This is a genomic window from Chitinophagaceae bacterium (genome assembly GCA_016713085.1).
In the GTDB taxonomy this organism is placed as follows: Bacteria; Bacteroidota; Bacteroidia; order Chitinophagales; family Chitinophagaceae; genus Lacibacter.
Map to the genome: position 1 here is coordinate 728,423 of JADJPV010000001.1, position 21,631 is coordinate 750,053.

General features: G+C 40.0%; 16 protein-coding genes and 1 pseudogene. 11 read left to right on the forward strand and 6 right to left on the reverse strand.

Annotation, left to right across the window (positions count from 1 at the left end; genetic code table 11):
- Positions 1 to 122 precede the first annotated feature (122 nt).
- The 6 genes from IPK31_03560 to secA form a co-directional block, all read right to left on the reverse strand.
- On the reverse strand, positions 123 to 542 hold the full coding sequence (locus IPK31_03560) for a hypothetical protein (protein ID MBK8087089.1): 420 nt from the start codon (positions 540 to 542) through the stop codon (positions 123 to 125).
- Between the two features lie 82 nt (positions 543 to 624).
- Complete coding sequence (locus tag IPK31_03565) at positions 625 to 882, reverse strand: hypothetical protein (protein MBK8087090.1); 258 nt, start codon at positions 880 to 882, stop codon at positions 625 to 627.
- A 294-nt stretch (positions 883 to 1,176) separates the two neighbouring features.
- Positions 1,177 to 2,385 (reverse strand): amidohydrolase, encoded by a 1,209-nt coding sequence (locus IPK31_03570; protein ID MBK8087091.1) that lies wholly within the window; start codon positions 2,383 to 2,385, stop codon positions 1,177 to 1,179.
- Between the two features lie 140 nt (positions 2,386 to 2,525).
- Positions 2,526 to 2,969 carry an SPOR domain-containing protein gene (locus IPK31_03575; protein MBK8087092.1) on the reverse strand — a complete coding sequence of 148 codons (444 nt, stop codon included), beginning with the start codon at positions 2,967 to 2,969 and terminating at the stop codon, positions 2,526 to 2,528.
- Positions 2,970 to 3,017: 48 nt separating this feature from the next.
- Complete coding sequence (gene deoC / locus IPK31_03580; GenBank protein MBK8087093.1) at positions 3,018 to 3,677, reverse strand: deoxyribose-phosphate aldolase; 660 nt, start codon at positions 3,675 to 3,677, stop codon at positions 3,018 to 3,020.
- Positions 3,678 to 3,754: 77 nt separating this feature from the next.
- Positions 3,755 to 7,081: a preprotein translocase subunit SecA gene (secA, locus tag IPK31_03585; GenBank protein MBK8087094.1), complete on the reverse strand. Its 3,327-nt coding sequence runs from the start codon at positions 7,079 to 7,081 to the stop codon at positions 3,755 to 3,757.
- 379 nt (positions 7,082 to 7,460) lie between these two features.
- Between secA and IPK31_03590 the strand changes: the two genes are divergently transcribed.
- From IPK31_03590 to IPK31_03640, 11 genes and pseudogenes are all read left to right on the forward strand, one after another.
- Complete coding sequence (locus tag IPK31_03590) at positions 7,461 to 10,262, forward strand: outer membrane beta-barrel protein (GenBank protein ID MBK8087095.1); 2,802 nt, start codon at positions 7,461 to 7,463, stop codon at positions 10,260 to 10,262.
- A 213-nt stretch (positions 10,263 to 10,475) separates the two neighbouring features.
- Positions 10,476 to 11,363 (forward strand): ATP synthase F1 subunit gamma, encoded by an 888-nt coding sequence (atpG, locus tag IPK31_03595; GenBank protein MBK8087096.1) that lies wholly within the window; start codon positions 10,476 to 10,478, stop codon positions 11,361 to 11,363.
- Between the two features lie 67 nt (positions 11,364 to 11,430).
- Positions 11,431 to 12,294, forward strand: coding sequence for an SMC-Scp complex subunit ScpB (gene scpB, locus IPK31_03600; protein ID MBK8087097.1), 864 nt, complete (start codon positions 11,431 to 11,433; stop codon positions 12,292 to 12,294).
- A 244-nt stretch (positions 12,295 to 12,538) separates the two neighbouring features.
- Positions 12,539 to 12,706: a hypothetical protein gene (locus tag IPK31_03605; protein ID MBK8087098.1), complete on the forward strand. Its 168-nt coding sequence runs from the start codon at positions 12,539 to 12,541 to the stop codon at positions 12,704 to 12,706.
- 133 nt (positions 12,707 to 12,839) lie between these two features.
- Positions 12,840 to 14,027: a diaminopimelate decarboxylase gene (lysA, locus tag IPK31_03610; GenBank protein MBK8087099.1), complete on the forward strand. Its 1,188-nt coding sequence runs from the start codon at positions 12,840 to 12,842 to the stop codon at positions 14,025 to 14,027.
- Positions 14,028 to 14,128: 101 nt separating this feature from the next.
- A pseudogene (locus IPK31_03615) lies at positions 14,129 to 16,481 on the forward strand (NADP-dependent malic enzyme).
- 86 nt (positions 16,482 to 16,567) lie between these two features.
- Positions 16,568 to 17,305, forward strand: coding sequence for an ABC transporter permease (locus tag IPK31_03620; GenBank protein ID MBK8087100.1), 738 nt, complete (start codon positions 16,568 to 16,570; stop codon positions 17,303 to 17,305).
- Between the two features lie 4 nt (positions 17,306 to 17,309).
- Positions 17,310 to 18,119, forward strand: coding sequence for an ATP-binding cassette domain-containing protein (locus tag IPK31_03625; GenBank protein MBK8087101.1), 810 nt, complete (start codon positions 17,310 to 17,312; stop codon positions 18,117 to 18,119).
- A 38-nt stretch (positions 18,120 to 18,157) separates the two neighbouring features.
- The gene (locus IPK31_03630; protein MBK8087102.1) at positions 18,158 to 18,991 is read left to right on the forward strand and encodes a DUF4198 domain-containing protein; all 834 of its coding nucleotides are present in this window, start codon (positions 18,158 to 18,160) and stop codon (positions 18,989 to 18,991) included.
- 128 nt (positions 18,992 to 19,119) lie between these two features.
- Positions 19,120 to 19,992 carry a succinate--CoA ligase subunit alpha gene (sucD, locus tag IPK31_03635; GenBank protein ID MBK8087103.1) on the forward strand — a complete coding sequence of 291 codons (873 nt, stop codon included), beginning with the start codon at positions 19,120 to 19,122 and terminating at the stop codon, positions 19,990 to 19,992.
- 414 nt (positions 19,993 to 20,406) lie between these two features.
- Positions 20,407 to 21,174, forward strand: a complete 768-nt coding sequence (locus IPK31_03640; GenBank protein ID MBK8087104.1) for a hypothetical protein — start codon at positions 20,407 to 20,409, stop codon at positions 21,172 to 21,174.
- The last annotated feature ends 457 nt before the right edge of the window (positions 21,175 to 21,631 follow it).

Sequence of the window (21,631 nt, forward strand, 5' to 3'; positions counted from 1 at the left end):
AAAGAAGTCATTCAGAATATAAAAGTTGCATGGATTATAAAAAACACCAAGCAATGAACAAGGATTTGGCATTGCCGAATAAGTGTTATAAAAAGCTGGCAAAAAACCGAGACTGATTCCATTTACTTTTCATTTGGGAGAGAATCATGTAGTGCCTCCACAAATACATATCCTTCAGTATAAGATCCGCCAAAACGCCTTCCTCTATTGTAATAACTGACAATTTTTGCAAGGGTACTATCAGAAGTATAATCAATTACATAAACGGGATCATTTTGAGGCATCCCTTTTAATGGGAAATTAAATGAAGGATTTCCTCCTTCCTTCACCTTGGTATAATAGTCAAGGTACTCGTTTTTATATTTTAAATTTGAGATAAAGAGAACAGGGTTCGGAACACCTCGATAATTTTCATAAACGTAATGCTTTGGCAATCCCTTAATTCTTTCATTTCGTTTGGTAACATAGAGATGAGCCCCTACAAAATAAAGTATACCAATAATTATAAACCCAATAATAGAATTTGTTCTTTTCATTTTCATATGTCGCCAAAAAAATTATTATAATTACGGCTCAACCCTACTCCCCAATCACGCCATTATCGCAATACCAGCCTCAGTGTATTTACCTTTCGGTTTCGATATCAATTTTATGTATTTCTGAAGCAAGTTTTTTTTCCTCTTTCTCAATTCCATAAACTAAAATCAGCAATACTATGGCAAGAAGATTAAATACAATACTCACTTCATCGCTCAACTTGTTTAACCCATTGGAAAAAAAACTATCAATAGGCTTAATAAGAATCCGAAGCTTAATATCAGGCGTATCAGTAAATCCAACAGCAAGATAAGGCCCAAAATAATTTTTGAAAGAGAATCCCAACAAAACCAGTTGAATTGTCTGAATCCAAAGGCTAACCTTCATCATTATTGCCCCTGAGTTACTTGTCGAAAATGCATACTTGTATCCTGAGAGAATAAAAAGAAAATTACAATTACTGTAATCGTTGCAGGAATAAGGCTATATAAAAAACCAAGTACTCCTAAAGTAGTGAGAACGAAGTAGAGAGAAATCAACCCTCCGATTAAAAATAAAGACCTAAAAAATATCTAACTATTTTTATGCTGTTCTCTGACATAACATTAATCAGTAATGAATGTGTTTTAATAGTAATCCCTACGGCTCAACACTACTCCCCAACCATGCCATCATTGCAATACCATTTTCAAGTGCGTTTTCATCAATATTAAATGTTGGAGTATGCACACCGCTTGTAATTCCTTTTTCTTTATTCATTACACCCAAGCGGTAAAAACAACCGGGAATCTGCTGGGTATAATAACCAAAATCTTCAGCACCCATTCTTAATTCTGTTTCTTCCACATGTTCTGCACCAAATAATTCAGCTGCCTTTGTTTTTGCAATTTCATTCAATGCTTCGTTGTTGTACACCGTTGGGTAACCCACATCAATATGCAGATCCAGTGTTCCACCCATACTTTCAACCAGTAAGGTTGCATTGCGGCGGATAAGATCATGTGCTTCAAAACGCCACACTTCATCCAAGGCACGGAATGTACCCATAAGCTTAACTTCATTGGGAATTACATTGGTGGTTGCACCTGCATTAAACGCAGTAATGGAAAGTACAGAAGGATTATGTGGATTCCTGTTACGGCTGATGATCTGCTGCAGACTTACAACAAGATGCGATGCAATTAATATTGGATCAACTGCCTGGTGTGGAGCAGCAGCATGTCCGCCTTTTCCTTTCACCGTCATATATAATTCATCGGCACTGGCCATTACTTTTCCTGCACGGAAACTGAGTTGACCGATTTGCAAACCCGGATGAACATGCAACCCAAAGATGGCCTGTGGTTTAGGATTCTCCAGTACACCTTCTTTGATCATGATACTTGCACCGCCGGGATTCTTTTCTTCACCAGGTTGAAAAACCAGCTTCACTGTTCCTTCCCACTCAGTTTTTAATTCATTCAAAATTTTTGCAGCACCAAGCAGGCAGGTTGTGTGTGCATCATGTCCGCATGCATGCATCACCCCATCGTTTGTTGATCTATACAATACATTATTTTCTTCGAGGATTGGTAATGCATCCATATCTGCACGCAGGGCAATGACTCTACTTGATTTCTTGCCGCCTTCGCTAAAGCTTCTGCGGCCGAGGCCTTCAATTAAACCAACAACTCCTGTTTCTGCCATAATGCTGAACGGAATACCATACTCCTTTAATTTGCTTTGTACAAATTTTGAAGTTTCAAATTCCTGGTAACTGAGTTCGGGATTTGCATGCAAATGCTGACGCACTGCAATGAACTCATCTTTATATTTTTTTGCGAGGGATTGTATTTTGTCTTTGAGCATAGAAGCGCAAAAGTACAACTTAACTTGGTCTGACGTCACCGTCTGACCCCTTACCTAAAACAGGTATGCCATACTTTGAAAGTATGGCATACCTATGTAAAAAATTAAGATTCCGTCAGACGTGGGCGTCAGACGGTAGACTATCTTGAATCTTCCTTTTCTTTCTCCGGCTTTCCTTCAATATCGCTTGGTATTACAAATACTCCGGCAGGAAACATGCGGGTCAATTCTTTTTTCAAATCATCTGCTTCGCCCTTCTCCACAAAATTGCCGATACGTATTTTGAAATAAGGAGCCTGGTACATTAAGTAGGTCCTGTGTTCGGGATAAGCAGACAAAAGTTTTGATTTTATTTTAAATGCCTGGGTGCGGTCGGTTGTATTCAACACCTGAATGCGGTAGCCTTTTGTTGGCCGTTTTGAATCAGCTGCTTTTTTGTTGATCTCTGCTTTCTTTTTTGTGAGCAGATCAAGCCGGCTGTCTTTTACAACATATACTTCGTTACTGATGGTATCTGTTACCATTTGTGCGCTGGCAAATGCTGCCACGCCGACCATTAAACAAAACAAGCCAATCTTTTTCATAATGTAAGTGTTCTAAGTTCTTCCGGTCAGCAGGGAATTGAAATCATTTTATCCGTTCATGCTTTCTTTTACAATTGCTACACCTGCACTGCAACCAATCCTGTCGGCTCCCGCTTCAATCAATTGTTTGGCAAATGCATAGTTCCTGATTCCACCTGATGCTTTTATTTTTACAGTAGACGGTAAAGTCTTCCTCATCAGTTGCACGGCTTCCAATGTTGCACCCTTCTCTGCATAGCCAGTAGAAGTTTTTACAAAATCTGCGCCAAGTTCTGCATAGATCTCGCAGCAGCGGATAATTTCTTCATCGGTCAACACACCACTTTCGATAATGATCTTGATATGCTTATCCTTTTTATGTGCCATGGGGATGATAGTCTCCCCTTCATGCTTTACAAAATTCCAGTCACCGTTTTTAATGGCTGAAATGTTTGCCACCATATCAATTTCATCCACACCATCAACAATAGCTAATAAGGTTTCCGTCACTTTTGCTTCAATAGCTGAATAACCAAAAGGGAAACCTATTACAGTAGCTGTTTGTACGCCGCTGTCACCCGTCAATCCTTTTGCAAATTTTGTAAATGGAGGTGGGACACAAACAGCTGCGAATTTGTAGAGGGTTGCTTCTGTGCAAAGCTGTTCAATATCACTTACGAGAGTTGTCGGTTTCAGGATCGTATGATCGATGTATGATGCGATATTCATGGAACAAATGTAATCAGTTAAGTATTATGTGGCAGTTCAATCAGCTGAAGAAAAACCTCCCGAAGGAGGTTCATTATTTATGCATCTTTTCCGTGACACTGTTTGTATTTCTTTCCGCTTCCGCAGGGACATGGATCATTACGGCCAATCTTTGGACCGGCGATAATCGGTTCCTGTTTTACATTCTCAGAAGGATCGTAATAATCAGGAGTTTCCATCAGTTCGCCACTTCCGGCAGCCACCATTTCATCTTTCTTCTGACGCAGCTTACTCATATCTGTTTTCTGCTGACGTCCTTCACGAATCTGCCCGCTGTTATTTTCTTCAACAGGTAATCCTGTATGAGCTAAGAAGGAAACAATATTTTTATTGATCTCGCTGTTGAGCTGTTCAAACAATGTATATGCCTCCACTTTGTAAATCACCAATGGATCTTTCTGTTCGTAAGTGGCGTTCTGTACAGATGTACGCAGATCATCCATTGCACGAAGATGTTCTTTCCATCCTTCATCAATAAAGGCCAGTGTTGCTGTACGTTCCAGTGCATTCACCAACTCCAGACCTTTCGTATCAATAGTTTTCTGCATCGGTGTTAACACCTGCAAACCACGTTTACCATCGCTGAACGGAACAAATACATTTTCAATATGTGAACCCTGTGTATTCCGGATATTCTGGAAAACAGGTAATGCGTCTTTTTTCAATCCATCACATTTACGCAGGTAAGCAGTTTTTGCTTCTGTGTAAAGTGCCTGTGCCAATGAATTGCTGTCAGTTTTGTGCAGTTCTTCAGCAGTGATCTGTGTGTCAATTCCAAAGCTGATGATGCAGGCAAGTTTGAATCCTTCATGATCAGTTTGTTCTTTGAACGATGCAATCAATCCATCAGCAACTGTATAAAATGCATTGTCAATATCCAGTGCCAAACGTTCACCGCTCAATGCATGATTACGTCTTGTATAAACAGCAGAACGTTGTTTATTCATTACATCATCATAATCAAGCAAGCGTTTACGGATACCAAAGTTGTTCTCTTCTACTTTCTTCTGTGCACGTTCAATTGATTTGGTGATCATGCTGTGCTGAATCACTTCACCTTCTTTGTAACCGAGTTTATCCATCATACCTGCAATACGGTCACTTCCGAACATACGCATCAAATCATCTTCCAGTGATACGTAGAATTGTGATGAACCGGGATCACCCTGGCGACCGGCACGACCACGAAGCTGTCTGTCTACACGACGGCTGTCATGACGTTCCGTACCAAGAATTGCCAAACCACCTGATTCTTTTACACCTGCACCTAATTTAATATCTGTACCACGACCGGCCATGTTGGTAGCAATAGTGATTGCACTTGGCAAACCTGCTTCAGCAACAACTTGCGCTTCACGGGCATGCTGTTTTGCGTTTAATACGTTGTGCGGAATTTTTTTCACCTGCAGCATCTTGCTCAGCAATTCACTTACTTCAACAGATGTTGTACCAACAAGCACAGGTCTTCCTGCTGCACGGAGTATTTCAATTTCTTCAATAACAGCATTGTATTTTTCACGCTTTGTTTTATAAACAAGATCCTGCCTGTCGTCACGGATCATATTCAGGTTGGTAGGAACCTTCACAACATCTAATTTGTAGATATCCCAAAACTCACCTGCTTCTGTTTCGGCAGTACCCGTCATACCACAAAGTTTGTGATACATACGGAAGTAGTTCTGCAAGGTAATGGTAGCGTATGTTTGAGTAGCCGCTTCAATGTTTACATTTTCTTTTGCTTCAATTGCCTGGTGTAACCCATCGCTGTAACGGCGGCCATCAAGGATACGACCTGTTTGTTCATCAACAATTTTTACCTGTCCATCCAGTACAACGTATTCAATATCCTTTTCAAATAATGTGTATGCTTTCAGCATCTGCAATACTGTATGAATGCGGTCTGCTTTTGCAGAATATTCAGATAAGAACGCTTCTTTCTTTTGTAATTTTTCAGTGGAAGGAATATCACTCTTATCCAGTGTTGCCAGTGAAGTACTGATATCAGGCATTACAAAGAAGTTTGGATCTTCATTGTTATTGGTGAGCTGGGTTAATCCCTTATCGGTAAGATCAACTGAATTACTTTTTTCATCAATATGAAACAGTAACCCTTCATCCACCCTTGGCATTTCTTTCTGCTGATCAGCGAGGTAATAGTTTTCTGCTTTCTGCAATTTCACTTTAATACCCGGCTCACTTAAATATTTAATCAATGGACCATACTTTGGTAAAGCCCTCCATGCACGCATCAATGCCAGGCCACCTGTTTTTGGATCATCATCACCATCCGCAATTGACTTCTTTGCTTCATTTAAATATTGCTGAGCTAACCGCTTCTGTTCATCGATCAGCTTTTCAATACGGGGTTTCATATTCTGAAACTGCTGTTCGTTGCTTCCTGTTCCAACAGGGCCAGCAATGATCAATGGTGTACGGGCCTCATCAATTAAGATACTATCCACTTCATCTACCATGGCAAAATGCAGTTTGCGCTGCACTTTTTCAGTTGTGTTCACCACCATATTATCACGGAGATAGTCAAAACCAAATTCATTGTTGGTCCCATATATAATATCAGCCGTGTATGCTTTTCTTCGCTCATCACTGTTTGGCTGATGCTTATCAATACAATCAACAGTTAATCCTAAAAATTCAAAAATAGTTCCGTTCCACTCACTGTCACGACGTGCCAGGTAATCATTCACAGTTACAAGATGAACACCTTCACCAGCCAATGCATTTAAGTAGGCAGGTAAGGTTGATACCAGCGTTTTACCTTCACCGGTAGCCATCTCTGCAATTTTCCCCTGGTGCAATACGCTACCACCAATTAACTGCACATCATAATGCACCATGTTCCAGGTTACTTCCGAACCACCGGCCATCCATGATTTTTTATAATACACCTGGTCGCCCTCAATTCGCATGTGCGGTCTTTTAATTACCAGGTCTTTATCAAGCTGAGTGGCTGTTGCTTTTAATTCTTCATTATTCGTAAAACGGCGGGCTGTTTCTTTTACCACAGCAAAAGCTTCGGGATGAATTGCTTCCAGTACCTCTTCAATTTTTTTGTCACGTTCTTTCTTCAGCTTATCTATTTGCTGATAGGTGGTATCTTTTTCCTGGATCTCATCTTCTGTAAAGGCTTCAGCCCTTACATTGAGATCAGCAATTTCTTTATCTATATCAGTAAGGTGCTGCTGAATACGTTGACGGAACTCAACTGTTTTGTTCCTCAGCTCATCATTGGTTAATGTTTGATATTGCTGAAAGTATTGGTTGGTTTTCTCAACAATCGGCTGAAGCTTAACAACGTCTTTCTCGCTTTTGCTGCCACCAAAAATCTTCGATAAGAATCCTAACATAATATTCTATTAATGAGTCAATTATTTGTTTTGATCATGAACCTTGTCAAATACAATGCAAAGTTTGAATTAAAGCCAATTTGACAGAGTCATTCCGTTTTTACAGGGCGACAAAGGTAATGAAACGGAAAGACAGATATAGCCCGTTGCCTGTTTACTTTACGAGACTATGTGCTGTTAATCAAATCACAATAACACCTGTTCTAACTGAATTACCCTGCTGTACGGATAGCCTCCCGCCATTGAACCTATAGTTTTGCCACTTATAAAGTTGAAAATTAAGTATGCAGGGATTTTAACGCTTTAACGTCTATAATTTAACACATTTGATAAAAAATAATTAACGAAAACATTCGTATTTCGTGATCCAAACAGGTTTATGAAGAAAATACTACTTATCACACTCGGTTTTTTTGCATCCTTTCAATTAATGGCTCAAACCAAAAACATTACCGGCAGGGTAACTGACTCTTCCGGAGAAAAGGGTTTAGACAAAGCGACTGTAAAGCTGGTTGAAAAAGCCGCTCCCAAAGACACGATCCGTACACTTACCAATGCAAAAGGTGAATTTGGTTTTGAAAAAATTCCCGGCTCAGGTTATTACATTATCATCAGTTATATGGGGTACAAACCCATGACCAAAGAGTTTTTCAAACCATCGGAAGGTGTTGCCAATATTGATCTTGGTGATCTTATTTTGGCCAATGACTATAAAGATCTGGCAGAAATTGTGATTGAAGCACCAGCTGTAACCATGAAAGAAGACACGGTTGAATACCGTGCCGGAGCATTTGTAACCAAACCCAATGCAACTACTGAAGATTTGCTGAAAAAACTTCCGGGAGTACAGGTTGACAGGCAGGGAAATATAACTGCACAGGGTAAGGCAGTTACAAGAGTAAAAGTAAACGGAAAAGATTTTTTCTCAGGTGATCCCAAAACAGCCACAAAAGAAATTCCCGCTGATATGATTGATAAAGTACAGGTGGTAGATGATTATGGCGATCAGTCTTCGGCTTCGGGTATTCGTGATGGAGAGCCGGAAAAAGTGATTAACCTGCAGCTGAAGAAAGATAAGAATCAGGGTATTTTTGGCCGGGCTCAGGCAGGTTATGGTACAGATGACCGTTATATTGTGGCAGCTGCAATCAATAAGTTTAATAACAACAAACAGCTCTCCCTTATTCTCAACAGTAATAATAATAACACATCAACATTTCGTTCAGATGGTGGCGGACAAGGTGGGAATAACAATCAAACCGGCATTACTAATTTAAACTCTGCCGGCCTAAATTACCGTACAGATTTTGGTAAGAGAAACAGCTTTTACGGAAGCTATACCTATACCGACAGAAATACATTAACTGAGTCGTATACTTCCAGGGAACAGTCATTACTTTCCATTGTGACAAATACGAATCAGCTTTCCAGAAATAAAAGCGGAACTCACAGAGCTTTCGGCAACCTGGAACTTTGGGTTGATTCTTTTAACTACATTAAGATCAATCCAAGCTTTTCGTATGCCGAAACAAATTCAAACAGTATTAATACATCTGATTTTTATAATGCAAAAATCCAGACAAGGGCAGACAGCAACCAAACCTCATCACTTTCAAACCGTCCCACTTTCGGGACATCCGTTTTGTACAATCACCGGTTTCAAAAAAGAGGAAGAAACCTTTCTTTCAGAGGTGAACTGAATTTATCAGGTAATGAATCGAATCAGCTGAAAAATAATCTTACACATGTATATGACCAATCAGGTAACTGGATCAATGATTCTTTACAGTTAAGAAATACCATTCAGGACAATAAGAACAGCGGCTTTAATGGAAGACTAACCTATACAGAACCGATTGCTTCAGACAGATTTTTAGATCTGAGTTATAATCTCAACAAAAGTTTTACAGCAAACGATAAAAGGGTTTTGTCAAAAACACCTGCTACCGGCAACGATTACATTTTTATTAATTACCTGAGTAATAATTATGAAAACGACTTTAATTACACACGCATCAGCGCAGCGGTAAGAACTGTAAAAAAGAAATATAATTACACAATTGGTGTTTTATTTCAGCCAGTTTTACTCAAAAGCTACAACGTTTCAAAAGACAGCACCTTAAAACCCATTAAAAACGTCAACTGGTTTCCTGTTGCACGTTTTGTGTATAATTTCACCCGTACAAAAACACTCAATTTCAATTACAGCGGAAGTGCCCGTCAGCCAAGCTTCGACCAGTTACAGCCTGTGTTGGAAGAAAGCAGTCAGTTAAGTAAATCAATTGGCAATCCTTTACTGAGAGCTTCCACTTCACATACCATCAATACAAACTTCAATAATTTCAATTTCAGTTCAGGCCGTATTTTCTTAGTGAACCTTGCGTTCAATACAGTGAATGATCAGATTGTGAATAAGCTGACCAACTATAAAGATTCAACCGGCCGACCAACAGGTGCAACACTTACGAGCCCTATCAATGTGGATGGATATTACAACACGAATTTATTTTTCAACTTTTCCAAGCCTTTCAAAAACAGGAAATATGTTATCAGCACCCGGAGCATGGTGAACTATAATAATAATGTGAGTATTTCAAATGAAATACAAACCATGGCAAATAATACACAGGTTGTGAGCAACGATATTAAAAACATCGGGCATAACTGGAACTGGACACAGGGATTTGATTTTGAATACAATCTTCAATGGCTCGAAATGCGTACTGGTGCCAGTTATAATCTCAACTATACAGATTACTCAGCAAAATCAACCATCAACCGTCTGCACTCAATCACATTAAGTAATGATGGAAGGATTGATTTTGGTGCCGGGTTTATCCTGCGTTGGGATTTTGACTACTACATTTACGAAGGACTCACCTCTTCACTTCAGAAGAATGTGGCTATGCTGAACGCATCCCTTGAAAAAGAAATCTTCAAGAAGAAGAATGTAATTCTTAAACTCTCTGGCTACGACATCTTTAAGGAATACACCAATATCAGCCGCAGCGTATCAGAAAACTATATCACTGACAGCAGAACCAATGGACTTACCCAGTACTTCATGTTCAGCTTTACCTACAGGTTCAACAAGTTTAAAGGCCAGGCACCACAGCAGCAGAACAATAACTTCAGGAGAATGGGTGGTAATAACATGATGAGAGGTGACAATAACGATTAACAGCAGCATCCTGTTTCAATAAGAAAAGCAGTCCGTTTTCGGACTGCTTTTCTGTTTTCTGTCAGCCGAATATCCCCCATTCAGTCAGGTGGTTGCAGATGATCCGGGCCGGGCCTTTACGGCTGCTTTTCCTTTTCCACAATTTCAAAAGCACCTGCCCTTTTTCATCCTCTTTCCTTTACCTTTGCGGCCGGAAAATAAACGTATAAAAACATGCCCGGACAATTAAAAGAGGTACGTAACAGGATCAAAAGCGTTCAGAGCACCCAGCAAATTACAAAGGCCATGAAAATGGTGAGTGCGGCCAAACTGCGTAAAGCTCAGGATGCCATCATTCAAATGCGCCCTTATGCGCAAAAGCTGCAGGAAATGCTGAGCAATATTGTGAGCAACAGCGATGGCAGTGTGAGCATGAAACTGGCCGATGAGCGCCCGGTAAATAAAGTACTGATCCTTCTTGTTACCAGCGACCGTGGATTGTGCGGTGGTTATAATGCCAACCTGGTGAAATTAGCCAAGCAAACCATTACCGATCATTATGCAGAACAGGCCCGCAAGGGACATGTGGAAGTTTGGGGCATTGGTAAAAAAGGTGTGGAAGCCATGTTACGGGCAAACTATAAAACAAGCGATACCTACAGAGATATTTTCCACCGTCTTTCTTTTGAAACTGTACAGCAGGCATCAGCCGCAGCAATGGAAGCATTTGTGAAAGGCGATTATGATGTAGTGGAACTGATCTACAGCCAGTTTAAAAATGCAGCAACCCAGCAGTTCAAAGCTGAACGTTTTCTTCCCATTCCTAAAGTGGTTAGTGCAGCAACGGCAAGTAAAACAAAAGCTGATTTTATTTTTGAGCCCGGCAAGGAAGAACTGATTACTGAATTAATGCCCAAGATCCTCAATACACAATTATTCAAAGCAGTGCTGGATGCCAACGCATCTGAACACGGTGCAAGGATGACAGCGATGGATAAAGCGAGTGATAACGCTCAGGAATTACTGCGTGCACTCCGTATCAGCTATAACCGTGCACGCCAGGCAGCCATTACAACTGAGTTAACTGAGATTGTAAGTGGTGCAGCAGCATTGAATGGATAATTATTCAGTTGATAATTGATAATGCTGACCCGTTTTCAATTATCCATTATCAATTTTAAATTACAAAATGGAACTAAGTGTAATCATACCGCATATTGAAGCGCTCATCTTTACTGCTGAACGGCCATTAACAACTTTAGAGTTGTGTGATATGGTGAACAATGCACTTGGTTTTCTTGAAGACAGGGCATCGCTTGATCAGACAGAAGCTGCGATCAGCGCCATCCGTGAAAAATACAATTCTGAATTTTACTCCTTTGAAGTAAGAGAAAGCGGAGGAGGCTGGCAGTTTCTTACCAAGAAAGAATTTCATAAAACAGTTGCACAGATCAATGGCGATAAATTCCTGAAACGCCTCAGCACTGCAGCATTGGAAACACTTTCCATCATTGCTTATAAACAACCCATCACCAAAGGTGAAATGGAAGCTATTCGTGGTGTGAGTTGCGATTATGCTGTTCAGAAATTATTAGAAAAAGAATTGATTGTGATTACCGGCAGAAATGAAAAGCTTCCCGGTCATCCGTTGGTATACGCTACTTCAAGAACCTTTATGGATTATTTCGGCATTAATTCTCCGGAGGATTTACCAAAGATCAGAGAAATTATATCCAGTGAATTGGTTGAACCAACCGGTGTAATGAGTGATTTCCTCCAGGTAGCCGGTGATGAAGAAGAAGAATTATCATCAGAAGCTTTGATTGTAACAGAAGAAGGGGATTTAATTGAGCAGGAAGTTACAGATGAAGAAGCTGCTTCAACTGAAGATGCTGTTATAGAAGATATCATTCTGGAAGATGTTGTACTTCTTGAAGAAGAAACAACGGAAGAATCCGAAACAGAAGAAGAACCTTCTGCCACTGAAGAACAAATTGCTGACGAGCAGGAAGTTGAAGAGAAAAAAGATGAGGGTGACGAGGAAAATCTATAATTTCATTGTGATTTATTCATCTTTATGAAAATTCACAACTTATTCACCGCTTCGATTTTAGCAGCTATTCTTTTATTCCATCTTGCATCCCAAAACACTACAGATTATTAAGGGACCTTTACTTTAATTGGCTTAGGCAGTCCAACCACAATAGTAAACAAGGATACACCGACACCGTTAAACGGAGATTTTGACTTAAGATTTCTATTTATTACGACAAATTGAAATCGAAAACCTTCCTTTGTTGAAAAAAGGTGAACAAGATAATAAAACCCTGTATTTATCAAAAAACGATTATGATAAAATAAAAGTTTATCGCCGTCATGATTTAATTGATATTAATAAAAAAATAGTAATAAAGGCAGAAACAAAATTTTTACATGGTAAAGCTTGTGAAAAGTTGACGGTATAACTGAACAAAGAGACAGCAAAATGAAAATAGAAGACTATTACTAGCTTTTACTGGATTATAATCGGTTCAGGTTACTTTCAGCGCTCTACCTTACTAACATTTCTTGTAATTTCGCAGCTCACTCAATCGAAACATGACTCCTTCTTTAGCAAATGATCAACTGGTACAAATTGCAGAACAGTTTGGCACACCCGTGTATGTATATCATGCAGAAAAAATAAAAAGTCAGTATGAAAAATTAGTGTCAGCCTTTTCAGTGCTTGACACTAAGATTTGGTATGCAAGTAAAGCATTAACGAATATCAATATTCTCCGTTACATTAAAAGTATTGGATGCAATATTGACTGCAGCAGCATCAACGAAGTGAAGATGGCCCTGCACGCAGGTTTCGATCCCAACAATATTTTGTACACCAGCAATGGTATTGCCTTTGCTGAAATTGAAGAAGCTGTTGCAGCAGGTGTTAACATCAACATCGACAGTTTATCCAACCTTGAAAAGTTTGGAAAGAAATACGGGCACAGTTACCCTGTTGGTGTCCGTCTCCGCCCGAATATTTTAGCTGGCGGCAATATAAAAATATCAACTGGTCATAATAAAAGTAAATTTGGAATACCTGTTGAACAGATTCCTGAACTGGAAGCAATTGTAAAGCAGCACAACATTTTCATCCGCACCTTACATATTCATACCGGAAGTGAAATTAAAGATGCAGATGTATTTGTAAAAGGCATTGAAGTGTTATTTGATTTGATTCCTCATTTTCCTGAACTGGAAGTGATTGATCTCGGCGGTGGTTTTAAAGTGCCTTACCGTCCTGAAGAAAACGAAACCGATGTTGCGTTACTTGGACAAAAACTGAAGCAGGCCTTTGATGCACATCCTTTGGCCGATCATAAAAAACTCCAGGTATGGTTTGAACCCGGAAAGTTTTTAGTGAGCGAATGCGGTTACCTGGTTTCACAGGTAAATGTGATGAAAGAAAATGGCGAAGTGGATATTGCCGGAGTGGATACGGGTCTGAATCATCTAATCCGTCCGATGATGTATGATGCTTATCATCACATTAAAAATATTTCCAACCCCACCGGTGAAGAAAAGAAATACATGATCACGGGTTATATCTGCGAAACAGATACGTTTGCCACCGATCGCTTACTCAACGAAATCAGGGAAGGCGATTATCTTGTTTTTTATAATGCAGGTGCTTACGGTTTTGAAATGAGCAGCAAATATAACTCACGGTATAAACCGGCTGAAGTGCTGGTGAGAAGAGATGAGTTTACTGACCTGCTCAGTACACAGATTGAAGTGCTCTAAACATTCATTTTTCTTTTACTTTTCCGGCAAAGGGTCTTATCTCATATTTCGTACCTTGCCCATCCTGTCGTTTTAACGACTGCTTTCAAAAAACAATACATATGAACAAAGACGATCTACGGGCACAACAGGCCCTCGAGTATCATGCAAAAGGAAGACCGGGAAAGATTGAAGTCATTTCTACCAAAGAAACAAAAACTCAACGGGATTTATCGTTGGCTTATTCACCGGGTGTTGCAGTACCCTGCATGGAAATTCACAACAATCCTGAAGACGTTTATAAATACACAGCAAAAGGAAACCTTGTAGCCGTAATCAGTAACGGAACGGCTGTGTTAGGTTTGGGTGATATTGGACCCGAAGCAGGCAAACCGGTGATGGAAGGAAAGGCAGTACTGTTTAAAATCTTTGCCGACATTGACGTATTTGATATTGAACTCAACGAAAAAGATCCGGAAAAAATCATCCAGATTGTAAAGGCTCTTGGAACCAACATTCGGCGGTATCAACTTAGAAGATATCAAAGCACCTGAATGTTTCATCATTGAGCAAAGGCTAAAAGAGGAAATGAAAATTCCCATTATGCACGATGATCAGCATGGTACTGCCATCATCAGCTCAGCTGCTTTATTAAATGCTTTAGAAATACAGGGAAAGAAAATCGACAAAGTAAAATTCGTGGTGAATGGTGCAGGTGCCGCAGCCATGGGCTGTGTATTATTATATCAATCACTGGGTGCTAAGCCGGAAAACTTTTTAATGTTCGACAGTAAGGGAGTGATCCATACCGGCCGCACCAATCTCGATGATAATAAAAAACGTTTTGCAGTAACGGTGAAAGATCCGGATATGACACTGGCTGATGCCATGAAAAATGCTGACGTATTTATCGGTTTAAGTGTGGCGAATGTAATTACCGGTGAAATGGTGAAGACCATGGCAAAGAAACCGATTGTATTTGCAATGGCGAATCCTGATCCAGAGATCAGTTATGAAGAAGCTGTTGCTGCACGCAATGATGTAATTATGGCAACAGGCCGCAGCGATTATCCTAACCAGGTAAACAATGTACTCGGCTTTCCTTACATCTTCCGTGGTGCACTGGATGTACGTGCCACCAAGATCAACGAAGCCATGAAACTGGCAGCTGTGAAGGCATTGGCAGAATTAGCCAAAACTCCTGTGCCCGATATTGTAAACATGGCCTACAATGAAAAAAGTATCTCATTCGGTCAAACATATATTATTCCAAAACCGCTTGATCCAAGATTGCTGAGTTATGTAGCACCTGCTGTTGCAAAAGCAGCGATGGAAAGTGGTGTTGCACAAAACCCCATTACCAACTGGGAAGAATATGAACTGCAGCTCAACAAACGTTTGGGCATTGACAACCAGCTGATGCGTGCTATTGGTAATAAGGCAAGAAAAGAACCGAAACGTGTTGTTTTTGCTGATGCAGAAAATGTAAAAGTGCTGAAAGCTGCACAACTGGCATATGAAGAAGGAATTGCTTATCCCATTTTACTGGGTGATGAAAAAAACATCCGTGATATGGCCGAAGTAAACGGTGTTGACCTGGAAGGCATTCCTGTACTTGATCCAAAAGCAAAAGAGCTGCATGAGAAACGTCATGAATACGGATTGCAGTTATTTTTAAAACGCCAGCGTAAAGGATTAAACCGGTATGAAGCCAATAAGGCCATGAAAGAGCGTACACATTTTGGCTGTATGATGGTGGAAACCGGTGAAGCAGATGCCATGATCAGTGGATTAAGCAGAAAATATTCTGATACCATCCGTCCTGCATTGCAGATCATTGGCAAAGATGATGATGTGAAAAAAATTGCAGGCATGTATATCATGCTTACCAAACGTGGGCCTTTGTTCTTAGCTGATGCAACTGTGAACTTTAATCCAAGAGCAGATGAACTGGCTGATATTGCCCAGCTCGTGGCAAAAGAAGTACGGACATTTGGTATTACTCCACGTATTGCCATGCTGAGTTACAGCAACTTTGGCAGCAGCGATTCAGCCGAAGCAAGACTGGTTGCAAAAGCAAGAGAGATTGTGAAAGAAAGAGAGCCGGGCCTTGTTTGCGATGGAGAAGTACAACCCATTGTTGCATTCAATAAAGAAATTTTGAAAGAAAATTATCCGTTCAGCGAACTGGTAAATGGCGAACCGAATATCCTCATCTTCCCGAATCTTGCCAGCAGCAATATTGCATACAACCTGCTGCAGGAAGTAGGTGATGCAGATGCCATCGGGCCAATCTTACTGGGTTTAAAGAAGCCGGTTCATATTTTGCAACTGGGAAGTTCTGTACGTTCCATTTTCAACATGGTGCTGATTGCTGTTGTGGATGCACAAATGAAAGGAAAAGGCAATACAGAAGAAGTGGTAAAAAAATCACCCTTGTGGAAAAGGTTCAAAAAAGTTAACCACGAAATCTGAAGCTGACTGAATGCCGGTTATGGTTTCTTCCTGACGATTAGTATCTTCACAAACAAAGAGACAATAACCGATTACTGATAACAACTATGAATTTTTTTACATCACTTGGCCGTTACCTCATCATGATCAAAGGCATGTTCTCCAAACCGGAGAATCACCGCCTTTACTGGAAAGAGCTGATGCACCAGTGCAATGAAATTGGTGTACGTTCTGTTGGAATTGTTGCCATCATTGCTGTTTTTCTTGGTGCGGTAACAACGGTGCAAACAGCTTACCAGTTGATTACTCCGCTCATTCCAAAAACAGTGATCGCTGTTATTGTAAGAGATAACATCATTCTTGAACTGGCGCCAACATTGATTTGCGTAGTGCTGGCAGGTGTTGTTGGAAGCCGTATTGCAAGTGAACTTGGGAACATGCGTATCAGTGAACAAATTGATGCACTGGAAATCATGGGCATCAATACCAAGGCTTATCTCATCATGCCCAAAATTCTGGCGGCACTCATTGTTGTTCCCTGCCTGGTTGTACTCGCAGCAGTATTAGGTATCTGGGGCGGAAGAATGGCTGGTGAATTATCAGGTATTCTTCCTGCTGATATTTACAATGATGGTTTACTGGAAGATTTTATTCCATACAACGTGGTGTTTGCCATGAGTAAAACCTATACTTATGCCTTCATCATTTCAAGTATCCCTGCTTATTACGGATATCATGTAGAAGGGGGGTCACTTGAAATAGGAAGAGCAAGTACTAAATCAGTAATTGTAAGTTGTATTTTAATTTTATTGGCCGATTACGCACTGGCAGCTTTATTATTATAACAGCATGATCGAAATCAAAAATATACACAAGGGTTTTGGCGACAAAACAGTGATTGAAGATGTTTCTGCTACACTGGAAACAGGCAAATGCAATCTCATCATTGGTGCAAGCGGCAGCGGCAAAACCGTATTAATGAAATGCCTTGTTGGATTATTTGAACCCGACAGCGGCGATGTGTTGTACGATGGCGACAGTTTCACCAACATGAATGAAGAAGGACGTAAGCTATTACGTCAGCAGATCGGCATGCTGTTCCAGGGTTCTGCTTTATTTGATTCCATGACGGTAGAACAGAATGTAATGTTTCCGTTAGACATGTTTACCAAACTGAGCGCAAAAGAAAAACATGAAAAAGCAAATGCAGTACTGGCAAGAGTAAATCTTACCGGTGCCAATGCAAAATTTCCTGCAGAGATCAGCGGTGGTATGAAAAAACGTGTGGGTATTGCAAGAGCTATTGTACTCAACCCGAAATTTTTGTTTTGTGATGAGCCTAACTCAGGTCTCGATCCAAAAACATCTTTAGTCATTGATAAGCTTATTAAAGAAATTACCATAGAATTCGGCATGACGACGATTGTGAACACACACGACATGAACAGTGTAATGGAAATTGGCGATAAAATCATTTTCATGCATCAGGGCCGCAAAGAATGGGAAGGCAGCAATCATGATATCATCTTCAGTAAAAACGAAGAACTAAATAATTTCATCTTTGCTTCTGAGTTTTTACAGGATGCAAAAGATATGAGGATGCTGGAAGCAAAAGGAAAAATCAGCGACGACAGGAATATGGATGAGATGATGAAGTAATAAGCAATTTGAAGATTTGGAAATTTGATAATTGAACTATGACATTCAAAAAGGTTTTCATTCTTACAGCCATTCTTACTTGTGTAGTTCCCATACTTGCACATGAATTCTGGTTGCAACCCCAGCAGTATTTATTCAGTGCAGGCGATGAAGTAAATATCCGTTTTAAAGTTGGCGAAGGTTTTGCCGGTGACAACTGGAAAGGAAACGATGAACGTGTGCAGGAATTAAAACTGTACTATGCAGATGTAACAGACAATCTTAAAACCGCACTCAGTTCCGACGAAGGCGATTCTGTTCAGTTCTCCTTGTTTGAAGAAGGTACTGCCATGGTAATATTCAACAGTGTTAATTCTTATATCGAACTGGAAGCGCCAAAGTTCAATGAGTATCTTTCAGAAGATGGATTAGCCTCAACCATTGACTACCGCAGAGAACATAACGAAACCGATTCAATGGGTCATGAATTTTATCAGCGTTCTGTAAAAACCATTGTACAGGTAGGCACTAAAAAAACAGATGTCTGCAAAAAACAAACCTCGCTTCCTTTAGATATTATTCCACTCTCCCATCCTTATACCATCAGCAACAATCAACTCATGAAAGTGAAAATATTGTTTAAAGGTCAACCATTGGCCAATGTTAAAATGCGGGTGTGGAATAAAATGCCCGATGCTGTAACGGACACTTCTTATCTCAGCGATGCCAATGGCGAAATCAGTTTCCCTGTTACAACCGGCGGCGAATGGATGGTTAGTTCTGTACACATGATTCACCTCGATGCCGACCCAAAAGCAACATGGCAAAGCTATTGGGGAAGCCTCACCTGGGGTTATACAGGCAAAAGCAGTACCAGCAGCAGGAGCAGATAAAAGCCGAAGCCTTTAGCTCTGAGCCAACAGCCGCTGAGCAACCCGGTCATTGACAAAAACTATCAGGCTTAAACATCAAAACACACAAGCCGATTCCCTTATCTTTGCGCAACTTTTAAAGCTGTAATATGAGTATTCTCGTTAATAAAAATTCCAAAGTAATTGTTCAGGGTTTTACCGGAACAGAAGGCACTTTCCATGCAACACAAATGATCGAATACGGAACCAATCTTGTTGGTGGTGTTACACCCGGTAAAGGTGGAACAACCCATCTCGATAAACCCGTTTTTAATACAGTGGAAGAAGCTGTACAAAAAGCCGGGGCCGATGTAAGTATCATTTTTGTTCCGCCTGCTTGTGCAGCCGATGCAATAATGGAAGCTGCAGCTGCTGGTATTAAACTCGTGATCTGTATTACCGAAGGTATTCCCGTACAGGATATGGTAAAAGCAAAACATTATTTAGCAGGAACCAATACAAGATTGATCGGACCTAACTGTCCCGGTGTAATTACAGCAGGTGAATGTAAAGTGGGCATCATGCCCGGCTTTGTATTCATTCCCGGACGCATTGGTATTGTTTCAAAAAGCGGAACACTTACTTACGAAGCTGCCGACCAGGTTGCTAAAGCAGGATTGGGTGTAAGCACTGCAGTTGGTATTGGTGGCGATCCCATCATTGGCACAACAACCAAAGAAGCTCTGGAATTATTTATGAATGATGATGCAACAGATGCGGTGGTAATGATTGGTGAAATTGGTGGTGGTATGGAAGCAGAAGCTGCACGCTGGTACAAAGCAAATCCAAAGAAACCGGTGGTTGGTTTTATTGCCGGACAAACAGCGCCTCCCGGCCGCCGTATGGGACATGCCGGTGCCATCATTGGTGGTGCAGAAGATACTGCTGCTGCTAAAATGCAGATCATGACTGAATGCGGAATTCATGTAGTTGACAGTCCTGCTGATATTGGTAAAACAATGGCAGCGATTATGAAGAAATAAGCCGTGCCTGTTCGCCTTCAGTGCGACTGTACACATTAAAATATTAAACCCCGCATGTACATGCGGGGTTTTCTTTTTATCACCCGCCGAAATTTTATGAAGGAGGGGTGTTATCAGCGATAGGTTTTTTATGGCATCCATTGTTGCCACGCTCGGTTCACAGTTCCATTTCTATGGCAACTTTGTTTGCGTGGCAGTTTATACTGAGCTTAGTCGAAGTATCGCACTCTTGTACATTTTGTAATTCTGTTCAGCAATTGTCTGAACCATGATTTATGAGATTTTTAAGATAAGCAGAGTTTAATCAAGAGTTCCCATTTTATCGAACTATTTCAAAAAACATTAATTTCGACTTATGAGCATACGAACCGAGACATCACCTAAATATAATGTTATATTTTAAATCACTTATCTATGAGAAAAAATCCAATAAAAGAAATAGATAATTATCATTTAGAATTCTTAAAGGAGTTATTAGAATTGAACTTTTTTAAGAATACAACAAATAGGGCTTATAGGACTTTTGCTATTGATCAAGCTAAATTCATTGAGAGTATTGAAAAAGACCCTTTTGTCCAAGAAGACTCTGCTGCAATAATTGAACATCTAAAAACTGATAAAGAAAAACTAACCTTATATCCAGAGCTTGTCTTAACAATGACGTTCATTTACGCTATCGCAACTTTTGAAGCATACTTCACAAATATTACTGCTGAATTTTTTAGAGCATCAATAACAAACTTAAATTCTACAAAAAAGACACTTACTTACGAAAATATCCTTAAAGCTAAAAGCTTAAGGACTCTTAAAGAAGATATCATTAAGGCCGAGCTCTATGAAATTGGATATCTAAGTTTTAAGGAAAAGCTTAGTTTTTTGGAAAACAGATTTAAAATTATATTCAACCATAAAATGGTTTCAAATTCAAAAACAGATTCAAACAAATTCAATTTAGAGGCTTTATCAGAAATATTTTCAAGGAGAAACATTATTATGCATCATGGAGGATCTGTTGATGAAAAATATTTAAAAGACAACCCTAAGTATAAGTTTAGAAAAGGTGTAATTCTTAAAATAGATGTAGATTATTTTTCCAATGCAATCCACCATTTGATTGACATAGGAACCATTCTCGCAACTTCCTATATAGACAAAATAAAGCCTAAGCAAACATCAAACTAATTCACAATCCAATCATTAGGAGCAAAAACCCTACCGACCAACCACAAACTTTACTGACCCGATCTTTTGCGTGCAATCGCCATTTGTTTCCACATCCTGAATGGACAAACAGCATCAGATTCTCAAATAAATAAAAACCCCGCCAATCGGCGGGGTTCGGTTCATAATCAATAGATGTTCTTACTGAGTATATTCGCTTCGATACAGATGAAAAATTTCCTGTTAACATCAAAGACAGTATTACTGCCTCAATCGTTGCTTCATCGGGCAGAAATCCAGCAACTTTTTTTAAAGTTCGGCCCGGGCTTTTTAATCATCCTCATTGCCATCTCATTTAGCAGAACGGTCTATTTCAGAATTACTACTCCTAAAGATTCGTTAAAGGAAATCGCTGTCATTCCAACAGGTATGGCATACCTTAGAGGTATGCCATACCTATCCCAGACTTCTTCCTCTT